This window comes from Luteibacter sp. 3190 (genome assembly GCF_031456385.1).
Taxonomy (GTDB): Bacteria; Pseudomonadota; Gammaproteobacteria; order Xanthomonadales; family Rhodanobacteraceae; genus Luteibacter.
In genome coordinates this window covers 218,313-233,408 of the sequence record NZ_JAVDUO010000002.1, presented here as the reverse complement: position 1 = coordinate 233,408, position 15,096 = coordinate 218,313, and the positions used below count along the sequence as shown (strand labels likewise).

Sequence of the window (15,096 nt, the reverse complement as noted above, 5' to 3'; positions counted from 1 at the left end):
GGAAAAGGAAACGCATGAAACTCGCTTCGCTCAAGGAAGGCGGCCGCGACGGCACGCTCGTCGTCGTCAGCCGCGACCTCACCCGCGCCGTGAAGGCGACCGGCATCGCCGCGACGCTGCAGGCGGCGCTGGACGACTGGCACACGCTGGCACCGCGCCTGAACGCGCTGTCGGAAGCGCTCGACGAGGGCACGGCGCAGGGCATCTTCGACCTCGACGTCGCGGCGCTGGCGGCACCGCTGCCGCGCGCGTACGAGTTCGTCGATGGCAGCGCGTACCTGCCGCACGTCGAGCGTGTGCGCAAGGCGCGGGGGGCCGAAGTGCCCGAGTCGTTCTACACCGACCCGCTGATGTACCAGGCGACCAGCGCCGGTTTCCTCGGCCCGCGCGACCCGGTCGTCGTCCGCAGCGAGGAATACGGCATCGATCTCGAGGCCGAGGTGCTCGTAGTCACCGACGACGTCCCGATGGGCGTCACGCCCGCCGAGGCGGCGGGGCACATCCAGCTCGTCGGCATCGTCAACGACGTATCGCTGCGCGGACTGATCCCCGGCGAACTCGCCAAGGGCTTCGGTTTCCTGCAGTCCAAGCCGCGTTCCGCGCTGTCGCCGGTGTTCGTCACGCCCGACGAGCTCGGCGACGCGTGGCAGGGCGAGAAGTTGCACCTGCCGATGCGCACGTGGATCAACGGCCAGTGGTTCGGCGAAGCCGAATGCGGTGTCGACATGCAGTTCGACTTCGCGCAGCTGATCGCCCACGCCGCGAAGACGCGCCCGCTCACCGCGGGCACGCTGGTCGGTTCGGGCACGATCGCCAACCAGGACACCGCGAAGGGCGCCTCCTGCCTTGCCGAACAGCGCACCGTGGAAGCGCTGCGCGACGGCAAGGCCTCCACGCCGTTCCTCGCCTTCGGCGACACGGTCCGCATCGAGGTGACGGACCAGAACGGCGCCTCGATCTTCGGCGCGATCGAGCAGCGCATCGCGCAAGGCTGATTCTCGCTAGTGGTGGGAGCGCACCTGGGCGTTTATGCCCTTCGGGTACGACGGCTTTTCGCGAGGAGCAGCAGGGCCTGATGCTTTTTCGCGAAAAGCTATCGCGCCCAGGTGCGCTCCTACAAAGCGGCATCGGCCTCCATCGCCTCGCGCACCGAGCGCACCTTCGCCGCGACGTCCGCGTCGAGCCGCGCATCGGGCGCGACGCGTCTCGCGATCCGCGCATGCAACGGCGCGACGCGCGCGGGCGGTGCGCCATGTATCTGCACCTCCACGCGCGACCACATCGCCGCTTCGTAAAGGTGCCCATCGGCCAGCTCGAGGCGCGCGAGATCGTGCATCGCGTGACGGCGCCCGCGGTTCGCCGCCGCCGTCAGCAGGCGGCGGGCGCGGTCCAGGTCGCGCGGTAACACGTTGCCCTTCCTGGCGGAGCCCTGGAAATACAGCTCGCCGGCGAGCTCCTGGCTCGACGGATTGCCGGCGAGAGCGGAGCAGAGCAGGCGGTCGGCGAGGCGCTTGCGCTGCCCGGGCGACGCCGACGGGGAAAGCAGGCCGCGGTCGACGATCTCGGCGGTGGTCGGGTGCGATGCCGTGCAATGCATCGCGAGCGCCGTCATGGGCGGCATCATGGCGAGGCATGCGGCCATCAGGGCGCGGTGGTCCATGGGTGGTGATCTCCGGGCAAAAAAAGAGGGGCCCGCATCGCTGCGGGCCCCCCGTGGCCGTACTTATTGCGTTGTGGCGCGGCTTACTTCGCCGACATGAGCGCCTTGGCCATGTCGAGCATGCGGTTCGAGAAGCCCCACTCGTTGTCGTACCACGAAAGCACCTTGACCAGCGTGCCTTCCATGACGCGCGTCTGCGTCGAATCGTAGATCGACGAGTGCGGGTTGTGGTTGAAGTCGATCGAGACCAGCGGCTGCGTGTTCACCGCGAGGATGCCCTTCAGCGAGCCGTTGGCGGCTTCGTTGATGGCGGCGTCGATCTCTTCCTTCGTGGTCGCGCGTTCGGCGGTGAAGGTCAGGTCGACCACCGACACGTTGATCGTCGGCACGCGCATGGCGAAGCCGTCGAGCTTGCCGTTGAGTTCCGGCAGCACCAGGCCCACCGCGGCGGCGGCGCCGGTCTTGGTCGGGATCTGGCTGTGCGTGGCGCTACGGGCGCGGCGCAGGTCGGAGTGGTAGACGTCCGTCAGCACCTGGTCGTTCGTGTACGCGTGGATCGTGGTCATCAGGCCGTGCTTGATGCCGATCTTCGCGTGCAGGACCTTGGCCAGCGGGGCCAGGCAGTTCGTGGTGCACGACGCGTTGGAGATGACTTCCAGGCCCGAGTGCAGCTTGTCGTCGTTGACGCCCATGACGAAGGTGCCGTCCACGTCCTTGTCGCCCGGGGCGGAGATGATGACCTTCTTCGCGCCGCCGGCGATGTGCGCGCTCGCCTTGGCCTTGGAGGTGAAGAAGCCGGTCGACTCCATCACGACATCGACGCCGTGCTCGCCCCAGGGCAGCTTCGACGGATCGCGCTCGGCGAACACCTTGATGCGGTCGCCGTTGACGATCAGGTCGCCACCGTCCACCGACACGTCGCCCGGGAAGCGGCCATGGGCCGTGTCGTACTGGGTCAGGTGGGCATTGGTTTCGGCGTTGCCGAGATCGTTGACGGCGACGATCTGGATGTCCTGGCCGTTCTTCTTGGCTTCGTAGAGCGAGCGCAGGATGTTGCGACCGATGCGGCCGTAACCGTTGATGGCGACCTTGATGGTCATGTGCAGCCTCCGGGTTGGGAATTGCTAACGAAGTAGGGGCGGGTGGCACAAAACTCGATGATAACGGATCGTCGTCGCGGCGGGCTGCTCCCGCGCCCCGGCCCCGCCCAGAAAGGTGAACGCGCGCAGCGGGTAGATCGATCTAAATTTCTGGTCCGGAGGCGGGGCGCGCTGTGGCACACTTGGGCGTTCGACCGTCCGGAAACGTTTACCGCCCCATGAAGATCGCCTCCAAGCGCCGCGTCGCCGCCGCCCTGCTGGCCCTGGCCATCCCCGCGTTCGCCAGCACCGTGCAGGCCTGGGGCGACATCGGGCACCGCATCGTCGCGGAACTGGCCTGGCGCCAGCTCGATCCGTCGGCCCGCAAGGAGGTCGAGCGACTGCTGCAAGCCGATGGCGCGGATTCGCTGGCCGATGTCGCCAGCTGGCCCGACCATCTGCGCAACGAGTCGGGCAAGGAGGCGCTGGGCAAGGCGACGGGACCGCTGCACTACATCGACTTCCGCGACGGCAAATGCCACTACGTGCCGCCGCGCGATTGCCCGGACGGCCGCTGCGTCGTCGGCGGGCTCGAAAAATACGTCGCCATCCTCGGCGACAGGCACAAGTCCAACGCGGAGCGCGCCGAAGCGCTGAAGTTCGTCGTCCACTTCGTCGGCGACGTGCACCAGCCGCTGCATGGCGGCAGCCGCGACGACAAGGGTGGCAACGACTACCAGGTCCAGTTCGACGGCAAGGGCACCAACCTGCACCGCGTGTGGGACTCGCAGATGCTCTATACGCGCGACCTCAAATGGAACGCGTACGCCGACCGGCTCGCGGCCGAAGGTCCGGTGAAACTGCCGAAGCCCATCGCGCCGTTCGACAACCCTTACGCCCAGTGGGCCGAGGAGTCGTGCATGGCCACGCTCGCACCAGGCTTCTACCCCGACAGCCACCGCATCGACGACGCCTACGTGGCGCGCAACCTCCCGATCGCCGAGACGCGCCTGCGCGAGGCGGGCAAGCGCCTGGCCGATCTGCTGAACACCACGCTGGACTGACCGGCGCCCCACGCATTCAAGACCAAGAGAAAGCACCGATGACCGATATCCAGGTACGCCGCACCAAGATCGTAGCCACCCTCGGACCCGCCACCGACGTTCCGGGCATGCTCGAGAAGATCCTCGAGGAGGGCGTGGATATCGTCCGCCTGAACCTCTCGCACGGCACGCCGGACGACCATCGCGCCCGCGCGAACGCGGTACGCGCCGCGGCCGACGCGGTGGGTCGCGAGGTCGGCATCCTGGCCGACCTGCAGGGTCCGAAGATCCGCATCGAGAAGTTCGTCGACGGCCCGATCGACCTGCTGCCGGGCGACAGCTTCGTGCTCGACTGCCGTCCGGACGCTCCTCCGGGCGACCAGACCCGCGTCGGCGTCAGCTATTACGACCTGCCGCGCGACGTGGTCGCCGGCGACATCCTGCTGCTCGACGACGGTCTGGTGGCGCTCGCCGTCATCGACGTCGTCGGTAGCGAGATCCACACGCGCGTCGCGATCGGCGGCCGCCTGTCCAACCGCAAGGGCCTGAACCGCCAGGGCGGCGGCCTCAGCGTCTCCGCGCTGTCCGACAAGGATCGCAACGACATCAAGCTCGCCGCCGAAATGGGCGCCGACTTCCTCGCCGTCTCGTTCGTGCGTTCGGCGGAAGACCTGCACGAAGCCCGCCGCCTGCTGCGCGAGGCTGGCGGTGACGCCGCCATCGTGTCGAAGATCGAACGTGCGGATGCCATCCCCGTCCTGGGCGAAATCATCGACGCCTCCGACGTGGTCATGGTCGCCCGCGGCGACCTCGGCGTGGAAATCGGCGATGCCGAGCTGCCGGGCCTGCAGAAGAAGATCATCCGCGAGTCGGTCATGCGCAACCGCTCGGTGATCACCGCCACGCAGATGCTGCAGTCGATGGTGCGCGCGCCGATCCCGACGCGCGCGGAAGTGCTCGACGTCGCCAACGCCGTGATCGACGGCACCGACGCCGTGATGCTCTCGGAAGAAAGCGCCGCCGGTGCCCACCCGGACAAGGCCGTGGCCGCCATGCGCCGCATCTGCCTGGGTGCCGAGCGCCAGTTCGAGCCGCGCGACGACCTGCGTCCGGGCACGCACTCGCTCGACCGCTCCGACCAGGCCATCGCGCTCGCCGCGATGCTGCTGGCGGCCCAGGTCGGCGTCCGCGCGATCGTCGCGCTGACCGAGTCCGGCGCGACGGCGCAGTGGCTGTCGCGCTACCGCTTCGCCGTGCCCATCTACGCGATGTCGCCGTCCGCGGTGGCCCGCCGCCGCATGCTGATGCTGCGCGACGTGCAGCCGGTGGACTTCGAGCAGAGCAACCTCGACCCGGCGCACACCGCGCGCGCCGCGCTCCAGCACCTGTTCGCACTGGGCAAGCTGACCAAGGGCGACCGCGTGATCCTGACCCACGGCGACCACATCGGTCGCGGCGGCGGCACCAACACGCTGAAGCTGCTGGTGATCGGCGACGACGGCATCGCGGATAGCCTGCGCGACCTTTGATCGTCACGCGATCGGTGATCGCTGGTAGGAGCGCGCCCTGCGCGCGACAGCTCTTCGCGAGGGGCGACAGGCCCTGCGGCTCGTCGCGAAAGGCTGTCGCGCGCAGGGCGCGCTCCTACACGATCGTCGGTACCAGACGCCGGGCGGGGGCGAACGACCGCACGATTTCACACGCACCCCATCCCCCGGCGGGAGTAAACTCGGCGCGCTGACCTACCTACGAGGGCGCCATGATCCGAATCAGCCTCCGCAGCGGTGCGATCGCCGCCGCGCTTCTCCTGACCGTCGGCGCCGCCGACGCGCAGAATTTCCGCAAGGTCGCGCCGGAACGGCTGCCTTACTACTGGACGCTGACCAACACCAGCGTCGACGCCGACGTGCCGAACACCGGCAAGAACCTCAACCAGCCGGGCTGCACCGCGACGACGTTCATGATCGGCTCCAACGGCCTGCCGCAGAACGTGGTCGCCGCGAAGACCGTGCCCGAGGGCGACCTCGCCCAGGTCGGCGTCAGCATCGTGAAGAACTTCCGCTACGGCCCGTCGGGCGTGAACCGCAATGGCGATCCCGTGCTGACGTACTACGTCGCCGGCTACAACCTGCCGGACGATCCCGCGCAGAAGGCGAAGATCCTCAAGCAGTGCGAGCTGCCGGGCTACCAGACCACTTGATCGCGCCGCACAACGGCTTTCGCGGAGTCGTCCCCTATACTCCGCCGGTTTTTGCTTCGGCCCCGCCGCAAGAGCGGGGCATACCACTTACTTCCATGGAGTCCTCATGAGCATCGAAAACCTCGAACAGATCGCGCAGGCGATGGTGGCACCCGGCAAGGGCATCATCGCCGTCGACGAATCGGCCTCGACCATCAAGAAGCGCATCGAGGCTGTCGGTCTCGAGAACAATGAAGAGAACCGCCGCGCGTACCGCGAAATGCTGCTGACCGCGCCGGGCCTTGGCGAATACATCTCGGGCGCCATCCTGTTCGACGAAACGATCCGCCAGAAGACCGCCGACGGCCGCACCATGGTCCAGGCGATGGAGCAGGCCGGCATCATCCCGGGCATCAAGGTCGACAAGGGCACGCACCCGCTGGCCGGCTTCCCGGGCGAAGTGGTGACCGAAGGCCTCGACGGCCTGCGGGAGCGCCTGCAGGAGTACGCGAAGCTGGGCGCGAAGTTCGCCAAGTGGCGCGCCGTGATCAAGATCACCGACGACACGCCCACCTCGGCCGCCGTCGAAGCGAACACCCACGCGCTGGCCCGCTACGCCGCGCTCTGCCAGGAAGCCGGCCTCGTCCCGATGGTCGAGCCGGAAATCCTGATGGACGACAAGGAGAACACGCAGGACCTCGACACGAGCTTCGCCGTGCACAAGGAAGTCCTGCAGAGCCTGTTCGCCCAGCTCGAGCTCAACAACGTCGAACTCAAGGCCCTGATCCTGAAGGTCAGCATGGTCATCCCGGGCAAGTACGCGCCGAAGGAAGACCAGGTGGACGCCGAGGACATCGCCGAGGCCACCGTCAACGTGTTCCAGTACGCCGTGCCCGCCGCCGTGGCCGGCATCGTGTTCCTCTCGGGCGGCCAGGAAGACCAGCAGGCCACCGAGAACCTCAACGAGATCAACAAGCTCGGCCCGCACCCCTGGCCGATCAGCTTCTCGTACGGCCGCGCGCTCGTGTCGGCGGCGCTGGAGAACTGGGCGAAGGACCAGAAGGGCAACCTCGCCTCGGCGCAGAAGATCGTCGTCGAGCGTGCCAAGGAAAACAGCCAGGCCGCCAAGGGCATCTGGAAGAAGGGCTGATTCCCTTCACGAAAAAACCCGGCGCCGCGAGGCGCCGGGTTTTTTTATGCCGCCGGTGAAGCCGGCGGGTTCGATCAGAAGCGGTATTCCGCCGTGACCGAGGTCATGTTGGTCGAAAGGTCCAGACCATCCTTGCGGGCATCGTAGTGATCGAAGTTGATGCCGAGGCTCCAGTTCTTCGAGAAGTCGTAGCCCACGCCCGCGCCGGCGTACCAGCTGGTCTTGTCGAGGTTGCGGCGATCGAAGTCGTCGCTCTCGGTGCCATGGCCCTTCCATCCGTAGATACCGGCACGGCCGCTGATGTACCACTTCGGATCGATGTTGAAGTGGCCGTTCACGCCGGCGGTCCAGCCATGCAGTTCCGACTTGCGGCGATCGACCACGCGGTTGCCGTTGAAGAAGCTCTTGGCGTTGATGTTGCCGAGGTCGTTGTAACCGGCCTCGACACCGAGGGCGGCCCACGGGCTGACGGTCCAGCGGTAGCCGCCGTTGAGGGCGTAACCGGTGTCGTGGCCGTCGTAGCGGTCCTTGTCGACGGAAGTGCGACCGACGCTGCCGTTGACGAACCAGCCGGCACCGTTGGCTTCCTGGGCGAAGGCCGGGGCGGCAACGGCGCCAGCGGCAACCAGGGCGAGGGCGATAAGGGTCTTCTTCATGGTGGATCTCCGGAATGCTTTTTTTCTTTTTCGGCGCCGCGGCCCTGGGGTGTGGGGGAGGCCGTCGTCGCTGCCGCAGGGCCGGTCTGCCCTTGCGTGAACACTTAGATTGGGCGGGCCGGAATAAATTCAACACCGACCAGTTCAGTATTAAGAAACGATTAAGCCACGGTGAGGGGGCACCGTGGCTCAATCGATCGCTGAAGGGTTTTTCTTAACTCAGAAGCGGTATTCGCCGGCCAGCGAAACGATGCCGGTGGAGCGCTTCAGGCCACGCGTGACCTCGCCGGTCTCGTTGTTGCGGACCTTGCCGGCGTCGGCGTGGAAGTAGTCGTACGCGACACCCACGCTGAAGTGCTCGGTGGCGTCCCAGCCGGTGCCGATGCCGCCGTACCAGCTGCCGCGGTCGGCGCGACCGCCGCTCGAGAAGCCGAGGTCCTGGCCCACGCTGTTGTTGTAGTTCTGGTTGTTGTCGTTGGCGCGGAAGTAGCCGCCGTGCGCGCTGATGTACCAGCCCGGCACGAGGTTGAGCTTGCCGTTCACGCCGACCATCCAGCCGCGCAGGGCGTTGCGCGTGGACTTCTGGTTGACGTCCTGATCCGATTCGAAGACGTTCTTGACGCGGTAGTTGCCGAGGTCGGCATAGCCGGCTTCGACGCCGAGGCCGAGGTCCGGGCCCACCTTCCAGCGGTAGCCGCCGAGGACGCCGTAGCCGGTGCGACGGCCCTTTTCGCCCTTCAGGAAGTTGAAACCGCCGGTGTTGCTGCCGAAACCGCCGTTGTCGCTGCCGTTGGTGCGACCGACGTTGGCGCCGATGAACCAGTTGCCGCTACCGACCGACTGGGTCGGCTGGTAATTGCCGGACACGGCCGTGTTGTCCTGTGCGAAGGCCGGAATGGCCGCAAACGAAGCGCAAGAGACCGCAAGGGCAAGAGCTGCCTTTTTCATGGGAATGTTCCTCTTTTTTTCGGGGCGGCCGCCACGCGTTGGGGGTGGGGGATCGGTGGTGGCCGTGGTCGATTAAAGACCTTCGAACCTGAAGAAATTCAAAAAACGAGGTCAAAAGATTAAGGCCGGGTTAACTTCCGCGCCGCGACATGAACGTCCACGACATCTTTTCGCCGATGCGCGACAATCGTCGTTTTCCCCCGCCTGCTATCTGGAGAACGCCGATGACGACACGCCGCGAACGCGCCAATGCGATCCGCGCCCTGGCCATGGATGGTGTCGAAGCTGCCAAGTCCGGCCACCCGGGCATGCCGATGGGCATGGCCGATATCGCCGAGGTGGTGTGGGGCGATTTCCTTCGCCACAACCCCACGAACCCGCATTGGGCGAACCGCGACCGCTTCATCCTTTCCAACGGTCACGGCTCGATGCTGCAGTACGCGCTGCTGCACCTCACCGGCTACGACCTCGGCATCGAGGATCTGAAGCACTTCCGCCAGCTCGGTTTCCGCACCGCGGGTCATCCGGAATACCACCACACGCCGGGCGTCGAGACGACCACGGGCCCGCTGGGCCAGGGTCTCGCCAACGCCGTCGGCTTCGCGCTGGCCGAGAAGGTGCTGGCTGCGCGCTTCAACCGCCCGGGCCATGAGATCGTCGATCACCACACGTACGTGTTCGTCGGCGACGGTTGCCTCATGGAAGGCATCTCGCACGAGGTCTCCTCGCTTGCCGGCACGCTCAAGCTCGGCAAGCTCGTCGCCATCTACGACGACAACGGCATCTCGATCGACGGCGAAGTCCACGACTGGTTCACCGACAACACCGCGGAGCGCTTCGAGGCCTACGGCTGGAACGTCGTGGTGGGCAAGGACGGCAAGCCTGTTGACGGCCACGACGCCGATGCCATCAAGGAAGCCATCGGTCGCGCCACGTCGCAGAGCGAGAAGCCCTCGCTGGTGATCTGCAAGACCATCATCGGTTTCGGCGCGCCGAACAAGGAAGGCAAGGAGGAGTCCCACGGTGCGGCGCTCGGCCCGGCCGAAGTGCAGGCCGCGCGTGAGCGCCTCGGCTGGAACTACCCACCGTTCGTGATCCCCGAGGAGCTCTACTCGTCGTGGAACGCGAAGGACGCCGGCGGCAAGGCCGAGCAGGAATGGAACGCGAAGTTCGACGCCTACGCGAAGGCGTTCCCGGAACTCGCGGCCGAACTGAAGCGCCGCCTCGCCGGCGACCTGCCCGCCGACTTCGCCGAAAAGGCGAACGCGTATATCGCCAAGCTGCAGGCCGAAGGTCCGGTCGTGGCCTCGCGCAAGGCGTCGCAGATGTCGCTCGACGCGTTCGGTCCGCTCCTGCCGGAACTGATCGGCGGCTCGGCCGACCTCGCTCCGTCGAACCTCACCATCTGGAAGGGTTCGAAGAACGTCGCCACCGGCGGCGCCGAAGGCAACTACATCCATTACGGCGTGCGCGAGTTCGGCATGACCGCGATCTCCAACGGCATCGCGCTGCACGGCGGCTTCATCCCGTACGACGCGACGTTCCTGGTGTTCTCGGATTACGCCCGTAATGGCGTGCGCATGTCCGCGCTGATTCCCGCGCACACCATCCACGTGTACACGCACGATTCGATCGGTCTCGGCGAAGACGGCCCGACGCATCAGCCGGTGGAGCACCTGGGTTCGCTGCGCCTCATCCCGAACAACCGCGTGTGGCGCCCGGCCGATGCCGTGGAGTCGGCGGTGTCCTGGAAGAAGGCGATCCAGCGCGCGGGCAACCCGTCGTGCCTGATCTTCTCGCGCCAGAACCTCAAGCACAATCCGCGCACGGAAGAGCAGGTGGCGAACATCGAAAAGGGTGGCTACGTGCTGTGGGAGCCGTCGGAGAAGTTCAAGGCGATCATCATCGCCACGGGCTCCGAAGTCGGCCTCGCCGTCGAAGCCGCGCAGGCGCTCGGCGACCAGGGCGTCCCCGTCCGCGTCGTGTCCATGCCCTGCACGGAAGAGTTCGACGCGCAGCCGGTCGAATACCGCGAAGGCGTCCTGCCGTCGTGGTGCCGCGCCCGCGTGGCGGTGGAAGCCGCCAGCGTCGATTTCTGGGCCAAGTACATCGGCCTCGACGGCAAGGCCATCGGCATGACGACGTTCGGCGCCTCCGCCCCGATCGACAAGCTCTACGCCCACTTCAACATCACCACCACGGCGGTGATCGACGCGGTGAAGAGCGTCATCAAGTAAATCCGTTCCGCTGAAACGAAAAGCCCCGGGCGCGAGCCCGGGGCTTTTTTTATCGGGTTTCGGTGATCGCCCGCCGATAGGGGATCGGCCCGCGATACGCCGGTCCGTAGTAGCCGTGAATTTTCCGCCGCTGCAGGTCATGCGCGCCCGTTCGCGCGTGAACGCGCTCCCACCCGAGGGTAGGAGCGCTTCGTCAGCCGGCGACGAAGGAATCCGCGAGCAGGGCGATCTCGGCCGGGGCTTCCACCACCTTCCATGCGCCCGCAGTTTCCAGTTCCTCGCGGTCGCCGAAGCCCCAGAGGACGCCGACGCCGCGCACGCCATTGGCGACCGCGCCTTCGATGTCGTAGAGGCGGTCGCCGATCATCAGGGTGTCGTCGGGCGAGGCGCTGAAGTCGGCGAGCGCGGCGGCAATCATCGTGGCCTTCTCGCTGTGCGCGGTCTCCGGCCCGGGCGCGTAGACGCGTTCGAACGCCTTGCCGAAGGGCAGGTGGGCGATGATCGGCTCCGCGTGCGAGCGGGTCTTGCTGGTGACGACGGCGAGGCGGTGTCCGCCGTCGACGAGGCTGGCGATCATGTCGGCGACGCCGTCGTACACCGTGTGCTCGGACCAGCCCACCGCGCGGAAGCGCTCGGAATACGCGGCGACGGCGGCTTCGATGCGCTCGCTGTCGTCGCCGAGGATGTCGCGGTAGCTCACCCGCAGCGGCGGTCCGATCCACGAGCGCAGCGCCGCGTCGTCCGGCGCTTCGGCGCCGACGGCCGCCAGGGAATGGCGGACGCCGGCGAAGATGCCGAGCGCGGAATCGATCAGCGTGCCGTCGAGGTCGAAGAGGACGAGCATCAGCGCTTTTCCGCCCGCGCCTTCAGCGCGGCGACGGCGGGCAGTTCCTTGCCTTCGAGAAACTCCAGGAACGCACCGCCGCCCGTGGAGATGTAGGAGACGCCGTCCTCGATGCCGTACTTGTCGACGGCCGCGAGCGTGTCGCCGCCGCCGGCGATCGAGAAGGCCTTCGACGCCGCGATGGCGCGCGCGAGCGTCTCGGTGCCCTTGCCGAAGGCGTCGAATTCGAAGACGCCGACGGGACCGTTCCACACGACGGTACCGGCCTTCGCGATGAGATCGGCATAGCGCTTCGCGGTGTCCGGGCCGATGTCGAGGATCATCTCGTCGTCGCCCACCTGATCGACGGCCTTGACCGTCGCCTTCGCGGTGGCCGCGAACTCGGTGGCGACGACGACGTCGGTCGGCACCGGCACGTCGGCACCACGCGCCTTCGCGTCGGCCATGATCTTCTTCGCGGTGTCGAGCAGATCGGCCTCGACGAGCGACTTGCCCACCTTGTGACCCGCCGCGAGGATGAACGTGTTGGCGATGCCGCCGCCGACGATCAGCTGGTCGACGCGGCCGACGAGGTTCTGCAGCAGCTCGAGCTTGGTGGAGACCTTCGAACCCGCGACGATGGCGAGCAGGGGCTTGTCCGGGTTCTCGAGCGCCTTGCCGAGCGCGTCGAGCTCCTTCGCCAGGAGGGGACCGGCGGCCGCGACCGGCGCGAAGCGGATCACGCCGTGCGTGGAGGCCTGGGCGCGGTGGGCGGTGCCGAAGGCGTCCATGACGAACACGTCGCAGAGCGCGGCGTACTTCTTCGACAGGGCTTCGTCGTCCTTGCCTTCGCCGACGTTCATGCGGCAGTTCTCGAGCACGACCACTTCGCCGTCGGCCACATCGACGCCGTCGAGGTAGTCGCGCACCAGGCGGACGTCCTTGCCGAGCTTGTCGCCCAGCCATTCCGCCACGGGCTTCAGCGACGAGGCCTCGTCGAACTCGCCTTCCTTCGGCCGACCCAGATGCGAGATGACCATGACCTTCGCGCCGGCGTCGCGCGCGGCGACGATCGTGGGCAGCGAGGCGTCGAGGCGCTGCGTGGAGGTGATCTTCCCGTTCTCCACGGGGACGTTGAGGTCCTCGCGGATCAGCACGCGCTTGCCGCGCAGGTCGAGGTCTTGCATGCGGATGACGGACACGTTGGACTCCGGCTTCTGTGTAGGAGAAACGCCGATTGTCCTTGGGTGGACCGCGTCGGCGCAAATCCGGCATCGGACCGGTGGGAGCCGATCGCATCGGCGATCCGCGCGGCAGCGCGGCAAGGCTTCCGGAAGGCGCCCCGCTAGAATCCCGGCTCGGCCGAAGGAAGCCCCATGTCGCTGATCCTGTACACCTACTGGCGCTCCAGCGCCGCCTATCGCATCCGCATCGCCCTGAACCTCAAGGGCCTGGCCTATGAGGCGCGCCCGGTCTCGTTGATCGCCGACGGCGGGGAGCACCTGAAGCCGGCGTACCGCGACGTCTCGCCGCAGGCCCAGCTGCCCACGCTCGTGGACGACGGCCACGTGGTGAGGCAGTCCGTGGCCATCCTGGAATATCTGGAGGAGACCCGGCCGGCACCGGCCCTGCTGCCCACGGATGCGCGGGGAAGGGCGAAGGTGCGCGAGCTGATGCTGGCCGTGGCCACCGACATCCATCCGCTGGGAAACCTGCGGGTGCTCAAGGCCATCGAGGCCGGTTTCGGCGTCGACCAGGCGGGCAAGGAAGATTGGTCGAGGCGTTGGATCGGCCACGGCTTCGACGGCATCGAGAAGCTGCTGGCCGAGAAGGGCGTCGCGGGGCGCTTCTGCTACGGCGACACGCCGACGCTGGCCGACGCGTGCCTCGTGCCCCAGTTCTACAACGCGGTGCGCTGGGGGCTGGATCTGGCCCCGTATCCGACGATCCGGCGGGTGGCCGAGGCGTGCCAGGCGATGGAGGCGTTCCGGAAGGCTGCGCCCGAGGCACAGCGCGACGCGCCTGTGTAGGAGCGCGCCCTGCGCGCGACATGTTTTAGGGCCGACCCACGGAGCTGGCGCGCTAGCCCCATGGCTGAGGCGAAGAGCTGTCGCGCGCAGGGCGCGCTCCTACCGAGCGCGGCCGGATTCCGTATGCTCAGACCCCGATACCGTACGGATCGCTCGAAGCGAACTCGTTGCCCGTCGCGCCTTCCGACAGGCGGATCTTCAGTGCCAGGCCGTCGCGCGAATCGGCCTTGTTCAGGCACTCGTCGAGCGAGATCAGGCCGTCCTTGTACAGGCGGTAGAGCGACTGATCGAAGGTCTGCATGCCTTCCTGCAGGCTGCGATCCATGGCTTCCTTGACCTCGTGGATCTGTCCGCGGCGGATCATGTCGCGGATCAGCGGGGTGTTCAGCAGGACCTCGGTGGCCGGCATGCGGCGGCCGTCCTTGCCGATGACGAGGCGCTGGCTGATCACCGCGCGCAGGTTCAGCGCGAGGTTCATCAGCACGTTCTTGTGCGCCGACTCCGGGAAGAAGTTGAGGATGCGTTCGAGCGTCTGGTCCGCGTTGTTCGAGTGCAGCGTCGCCAGGCACAGGTGACCGGTTTCCGAGAAGGAAATGGCGGCCTCCATCGTGTCGGTGTCGCGGATCTCGCCGATCATGATGACGTCCGGCGCCTCGCGCATCGCGTTCTTCAGGGCCTCGTGGTAGCTGTGCGTGTCGAGGCCGACCTCGCGCTGGTTCACGATGGACCGCTTGTGCCGGTGCAGGTACTCGATCGGATCCTCGATGGTGAGGATGTGGCCCGAGCTGTTCGTGTTGCGGTGATCGAGCATCGCCGCGAGGGTGGTGGACTTGCCCGAGCCCGTGGCGCCGACGACGAGGATGAGGCCGCGCGGTTCCATGACCAGCTCGCGGAAGATCGTCGGCAGGCGGAGTTCCTCCAGGGAGGGGATCTCGCTCTTGATGGCACGGATCACCATGCCGATCTCGCCGCGCTGCTTGAACACGTTGATGCGGAACCGGCCGGCTTCCTTCACGGCCAGGGCCATGTTGAGCTCGAGGTCGCGCTCGAACTGGGGCACCTGGCCCTCGTCCATCAGCGAATAGGCGATCTTCTTGACCATGCCGCTCGGCAGGCCGGTGTTACCAAGCGGGTAGAGCTTGCCCTCCACCTTGATGTTCACGGGGGCGCCGGTCGTCAGGAACATGTCCGACGCGCCCTTGTCCACCATCAGCTTCAGGAAATAACCGATATCCACCTAAACCCCCGGGCGTTCGCATTACAATCGAGTAGACGGTCTCACTGACCTGTA

The 15,096-nt window shown here is 67.0% G+C and carries 14 protein-coding genes; 7 read left to right on the top strand and 7 right to left on the bottom strand.

The window, feature by feature from the left end:
• Window positions 1-14: 14 nt before the first annotated feature.
• Entirely contained in the window at window positions 15-995 is a 981-nt protein-coding gene (locus J2X58_RS10975; protein WP_310048185.1) for a fumarylacetoacetate hydrolase family protein, read from the top strand.
• 119 nt (window positions 996-1,114) lie between these two features.
• On the opposite strand, the gene J2X58_RS10970 is transcribed toward J2X58_RS10975, so the two are convergent.
• Together J2X58_RS10970 and gap are read right to left on the bottom strand one after the other, a co-directional pair.
• Window positions 1,115-1,660 carry a hypothetical protein gene (locus J2X58_RS10970; protein WP_090056786.1) on the bottom strand — a complete coding sequence of 182 codons (546 nt, stop codon included), beginning with the start codon at window positions 1,658-1,660 and terminating at the stop codon, window positions 1,115-1,117.
• Between the two features lie 83 nt (window positions 1,661-1,743).
• Window positions 1,744-2,760: a type I glyceraldehyde-3-phosphate dehydrogenase gene (gap, locus tag J2X58_RS10965; RefSeq protein WP_090056788.1), complete on the bottom strand. Its 1,017-nt coding sequence runs from the start codon at window positions 2,758-2,760 to the stop codon at window positions 1,744-1,746.
• Window positions 2,761-2,978: 218 nt separating this feature from the next.
• Here gap and J2X58_RS10960 point away from each other — a divergent pair, with 218 nt between their 5' ends.
• The 4 genes from J2X58_RS10960 to J2X58_RS10945 all read left to right on the top strand — a co-directional run bounded on the left by J2X58_RS10960 (window position 2,979) and on the right by J2X58_RS10945 (window position 7,111).
• Complete coding sequence (locus J2X58_RS10960; RefSeq protein ID WP_310048182.1) at window positions 2,979-3,803, top strand: S1/P1 nuclease; 825 nt, start codon at window positions 2,979-2,981, stop codon at window positions 3,801-3,803.
• A 38-nt stretch (window positions 3,804-3,841) separates the two neighbouring features.
• Entirely contained in the window at window positions 3,842-5,311 is a 1,470-nt protein-coding gene (gene pyk / locus J2X58_RS10955; RefSeq protein WP_090056790.1) for a pyruvate kinase, read from the top strand.
• A 230-nt stretch (window positions 5,312-5,541) separates the two neighbouring features.
• Window positions 5,542-5,982, top strand: a complete 441-nt coding sequence (locus tag J2X58_RS10950) for a hypothetical protein (protein WP_090056793.1) — start codon at window positions 5,542-5,544, stop codon at window positions 5,980-5,982.
• Between the two features lie 106 nt (window positions 5,983-6,088).
• Entirely contained in the window at window positions 6,089-7,111 is a 1,023-nt protein-coding gene (locus J2X58_RS10945) for a class I fructose-bisphosphate aldolase (RefSeq protein WP_090056795.1), read from the top strand.
• A 74-nt stretch (window positions 7,112-7,185) separates the two neighbouring features.
• Here the strand turns inward: J2X58_RS10945 and J2X58_RS10940 are convergent, their stop codons facing one another.
• Window positions 7,186-7,767 carry a porin family protein gene (locus J2X58_RS10940; protein ID WP_090056797.1) on the bottom strand — a complete coding sequence of 194 codons (582 nt, stop codon included), beginning with the start codon at window positions 7,765-7,767 and terminating at the stop codon, window positions 7,186-7,188.
• Between the two features lie 219 nt (window positions 7,768-7,986).
• Window positions 7,987-8,715: a hypothetical protein gene (locus J2X58_RS10935; protein ID WP_090056799.1), complete on the bottom strand. Its 729-nt coding sequence runs from the start codon at window positions 8,713-8,715 to the stop codon at window positions 7,987-7,989.
• Window positions 8,716-8,939: 224 nt separating this feature from the next.
• On the opposite strand from J2X58_RS10935, the gene tkt reads away from it, so the two are divergent.
• The gene (tkt, locus tag J2X58_RS10930) at window positions 8,940-10,952 is read left to right on the top strand and encodes a transketolase (protein WP_090056801.1); all 2,013 of its coding nucleotides are present in this window, start codon (window positions 8,940-8,942) and stop codon (window positions 10,950-10,952) included.
• 193 nt (window positions 10,953-11,145) lie between these two features.
• Here the strand turns inward: tkt and J2X58_RS10925 are convergent, their stop codons facing one another.
• Together J2X58_RS10925 and J2X58_RS10920 are read right to left on the bottom strand one after the other, a co-directional pair.
• Window positions 11,146-11,796: an HAD hydrolase-like protein gene (locus J2X58_RS10925; RefSeq protein ID WP_310048179.1), complete on the bottom strand. Its 651-nt coding sequence runs from the start codon at window positions 11,794-11,796 to the stop codon at window positions 11,146-11,148.
• Window positions 11,796-12,977 (bottom strand): phosphoglycerate kinase, encoded by a 1,182-nt coding sequence (locus J2X58_RS10920; RefSeq protein ID WP_310048177.1) that lies wholly within the window; start codon window positions 12,975-12,977, stop codon window positions 11,796-11,798. The genes J2X58_RS10925 and J2X58_RS10920 overlap by 1 nt, the downstream gene beginning before the upstream one ends.
• A 174-nt stretch (window positions 12,978-13,151) precedes the next feature.
• Here J2X58_RS10920 and maiA point away from each other — a divergent pair, with 174 nt between their 5' ends.
• Entirely contained in the window at window positions 13,152-13,805 is a 654-nt protein-coding gene (gene maiA / locus J2X58_RS10915) for a maleylacetoacetate isomerase (RefSeq protein ID WP_310048175.1), read from the top strand.
• 127 nt (window positions 13,806-13,932) lie between these two features.
• On the opposite strand, the gene J2X58_RS10910 is transcribed toward maiA, so the two are convergent.
• Window positions 13,933-15,042, bottom strand: coding sequence for a PilT/PilU family type 4a pilus ATPase (locus J2X58_RS10910; protein ID WP_175472867.1), 1,110 nt, complete (start codon window positions 15,040-15,042; stop codon window positions 13,933-13,935).
• Window positions 15,043-15,096: the final 54 nt, after the last annotated feature.

What these genes read in the sequence shown, in the direction of transcription:
- J2X58_RS10935 (WP_090056799.1), bottom strand. Translation starts at nt 8,715, where the DNA reads ATGAAAAAGGCAGCTCTTGCCCTTGCGGTCTCTTGCGCTTCGTTTGCG.
- gap (WP_090056788.1), bottom strand. Translation starts at nt 2,760, where the DNA reads ATGACCATCAAGGTCGCCATCAACGGTTACGGCCGCATCGGTCGCAAC.
- tkt (WP_090056801.1), top strand. Translation starts at nt 8,940, where the DNA reads ATGACGACACGCCGCGAACGCGCCAATGCGATCCGCGCCCTGGCCATG.
- J2X58_RS10925 (WP_310048179.1), bottom strand. Translation starts at nt 11,796, where the DNA reads ATGCTCGTCCTCTTCGACCTCGACGGCACGCTGATCGATTCCGCGCTC.
- J2X58_RS10950 (WP_090056793.1), top strand. Translation starts at nt 5,542, where the DNA reads ATGATCCGAATCAGCCTCCGCAGCGGTGCGATCGCCGCCGCGCTTCTC.
- J2X58_RS10970 (WP_090056786.1), bottom strand. Translation starts at nt 1,660, where the DNA reads ATGGACCACCGCGCCCTGATGGCCGCATGCCTCGCCATGATGCCGCCC.
- J2X58_RS10960 (WP_310048182.1), top strand. Translation starts at nt 2,979, where the DNA reads ATGAAGATCGCCTCCAAGCGCCGCGTCGCCGCCGCCCTGCTGGCCCTG.
- maiA (WP_310048175.1), top strand. Translation starts at nt 13,152, where the DNA reads ATGTCGCTGATCCTGTACACCTACTGGCGCTCCAGCGCCGCCTATCGC.
- pyk (WP_090056790.1), top strand. Translation starts at nt 3,842, where the DNA reads ATGACCGATATCCAGGTACGCCGCACCAAGATCGTAGCCACCCTCGGA.
- J2X58_RS10940 (WP_090056797.1), bottom strand. Translation starts at nt 7,767, where the DNA reads ATGAAGAAGACCCTTATCGCCCTCGCCCTGGTTGCCGCTGGCGCCGTT.
- J2X58_RS10975 (WP_310048185.1), top strand. Translation starts at nt 15, where the DNA reads ATGAAACTCGCTTCGCTCAAGGAAGGCGGCCGCGACGGCACGCTCGTC.
- J2X58_RS10945 (WP_090056795.1), top strand. Translation starts at nt 6,089, where the DNA reads ATGAGCATCGAAAACCTCGAACAGATCGCGCAGGCGATGGTGGCACCC.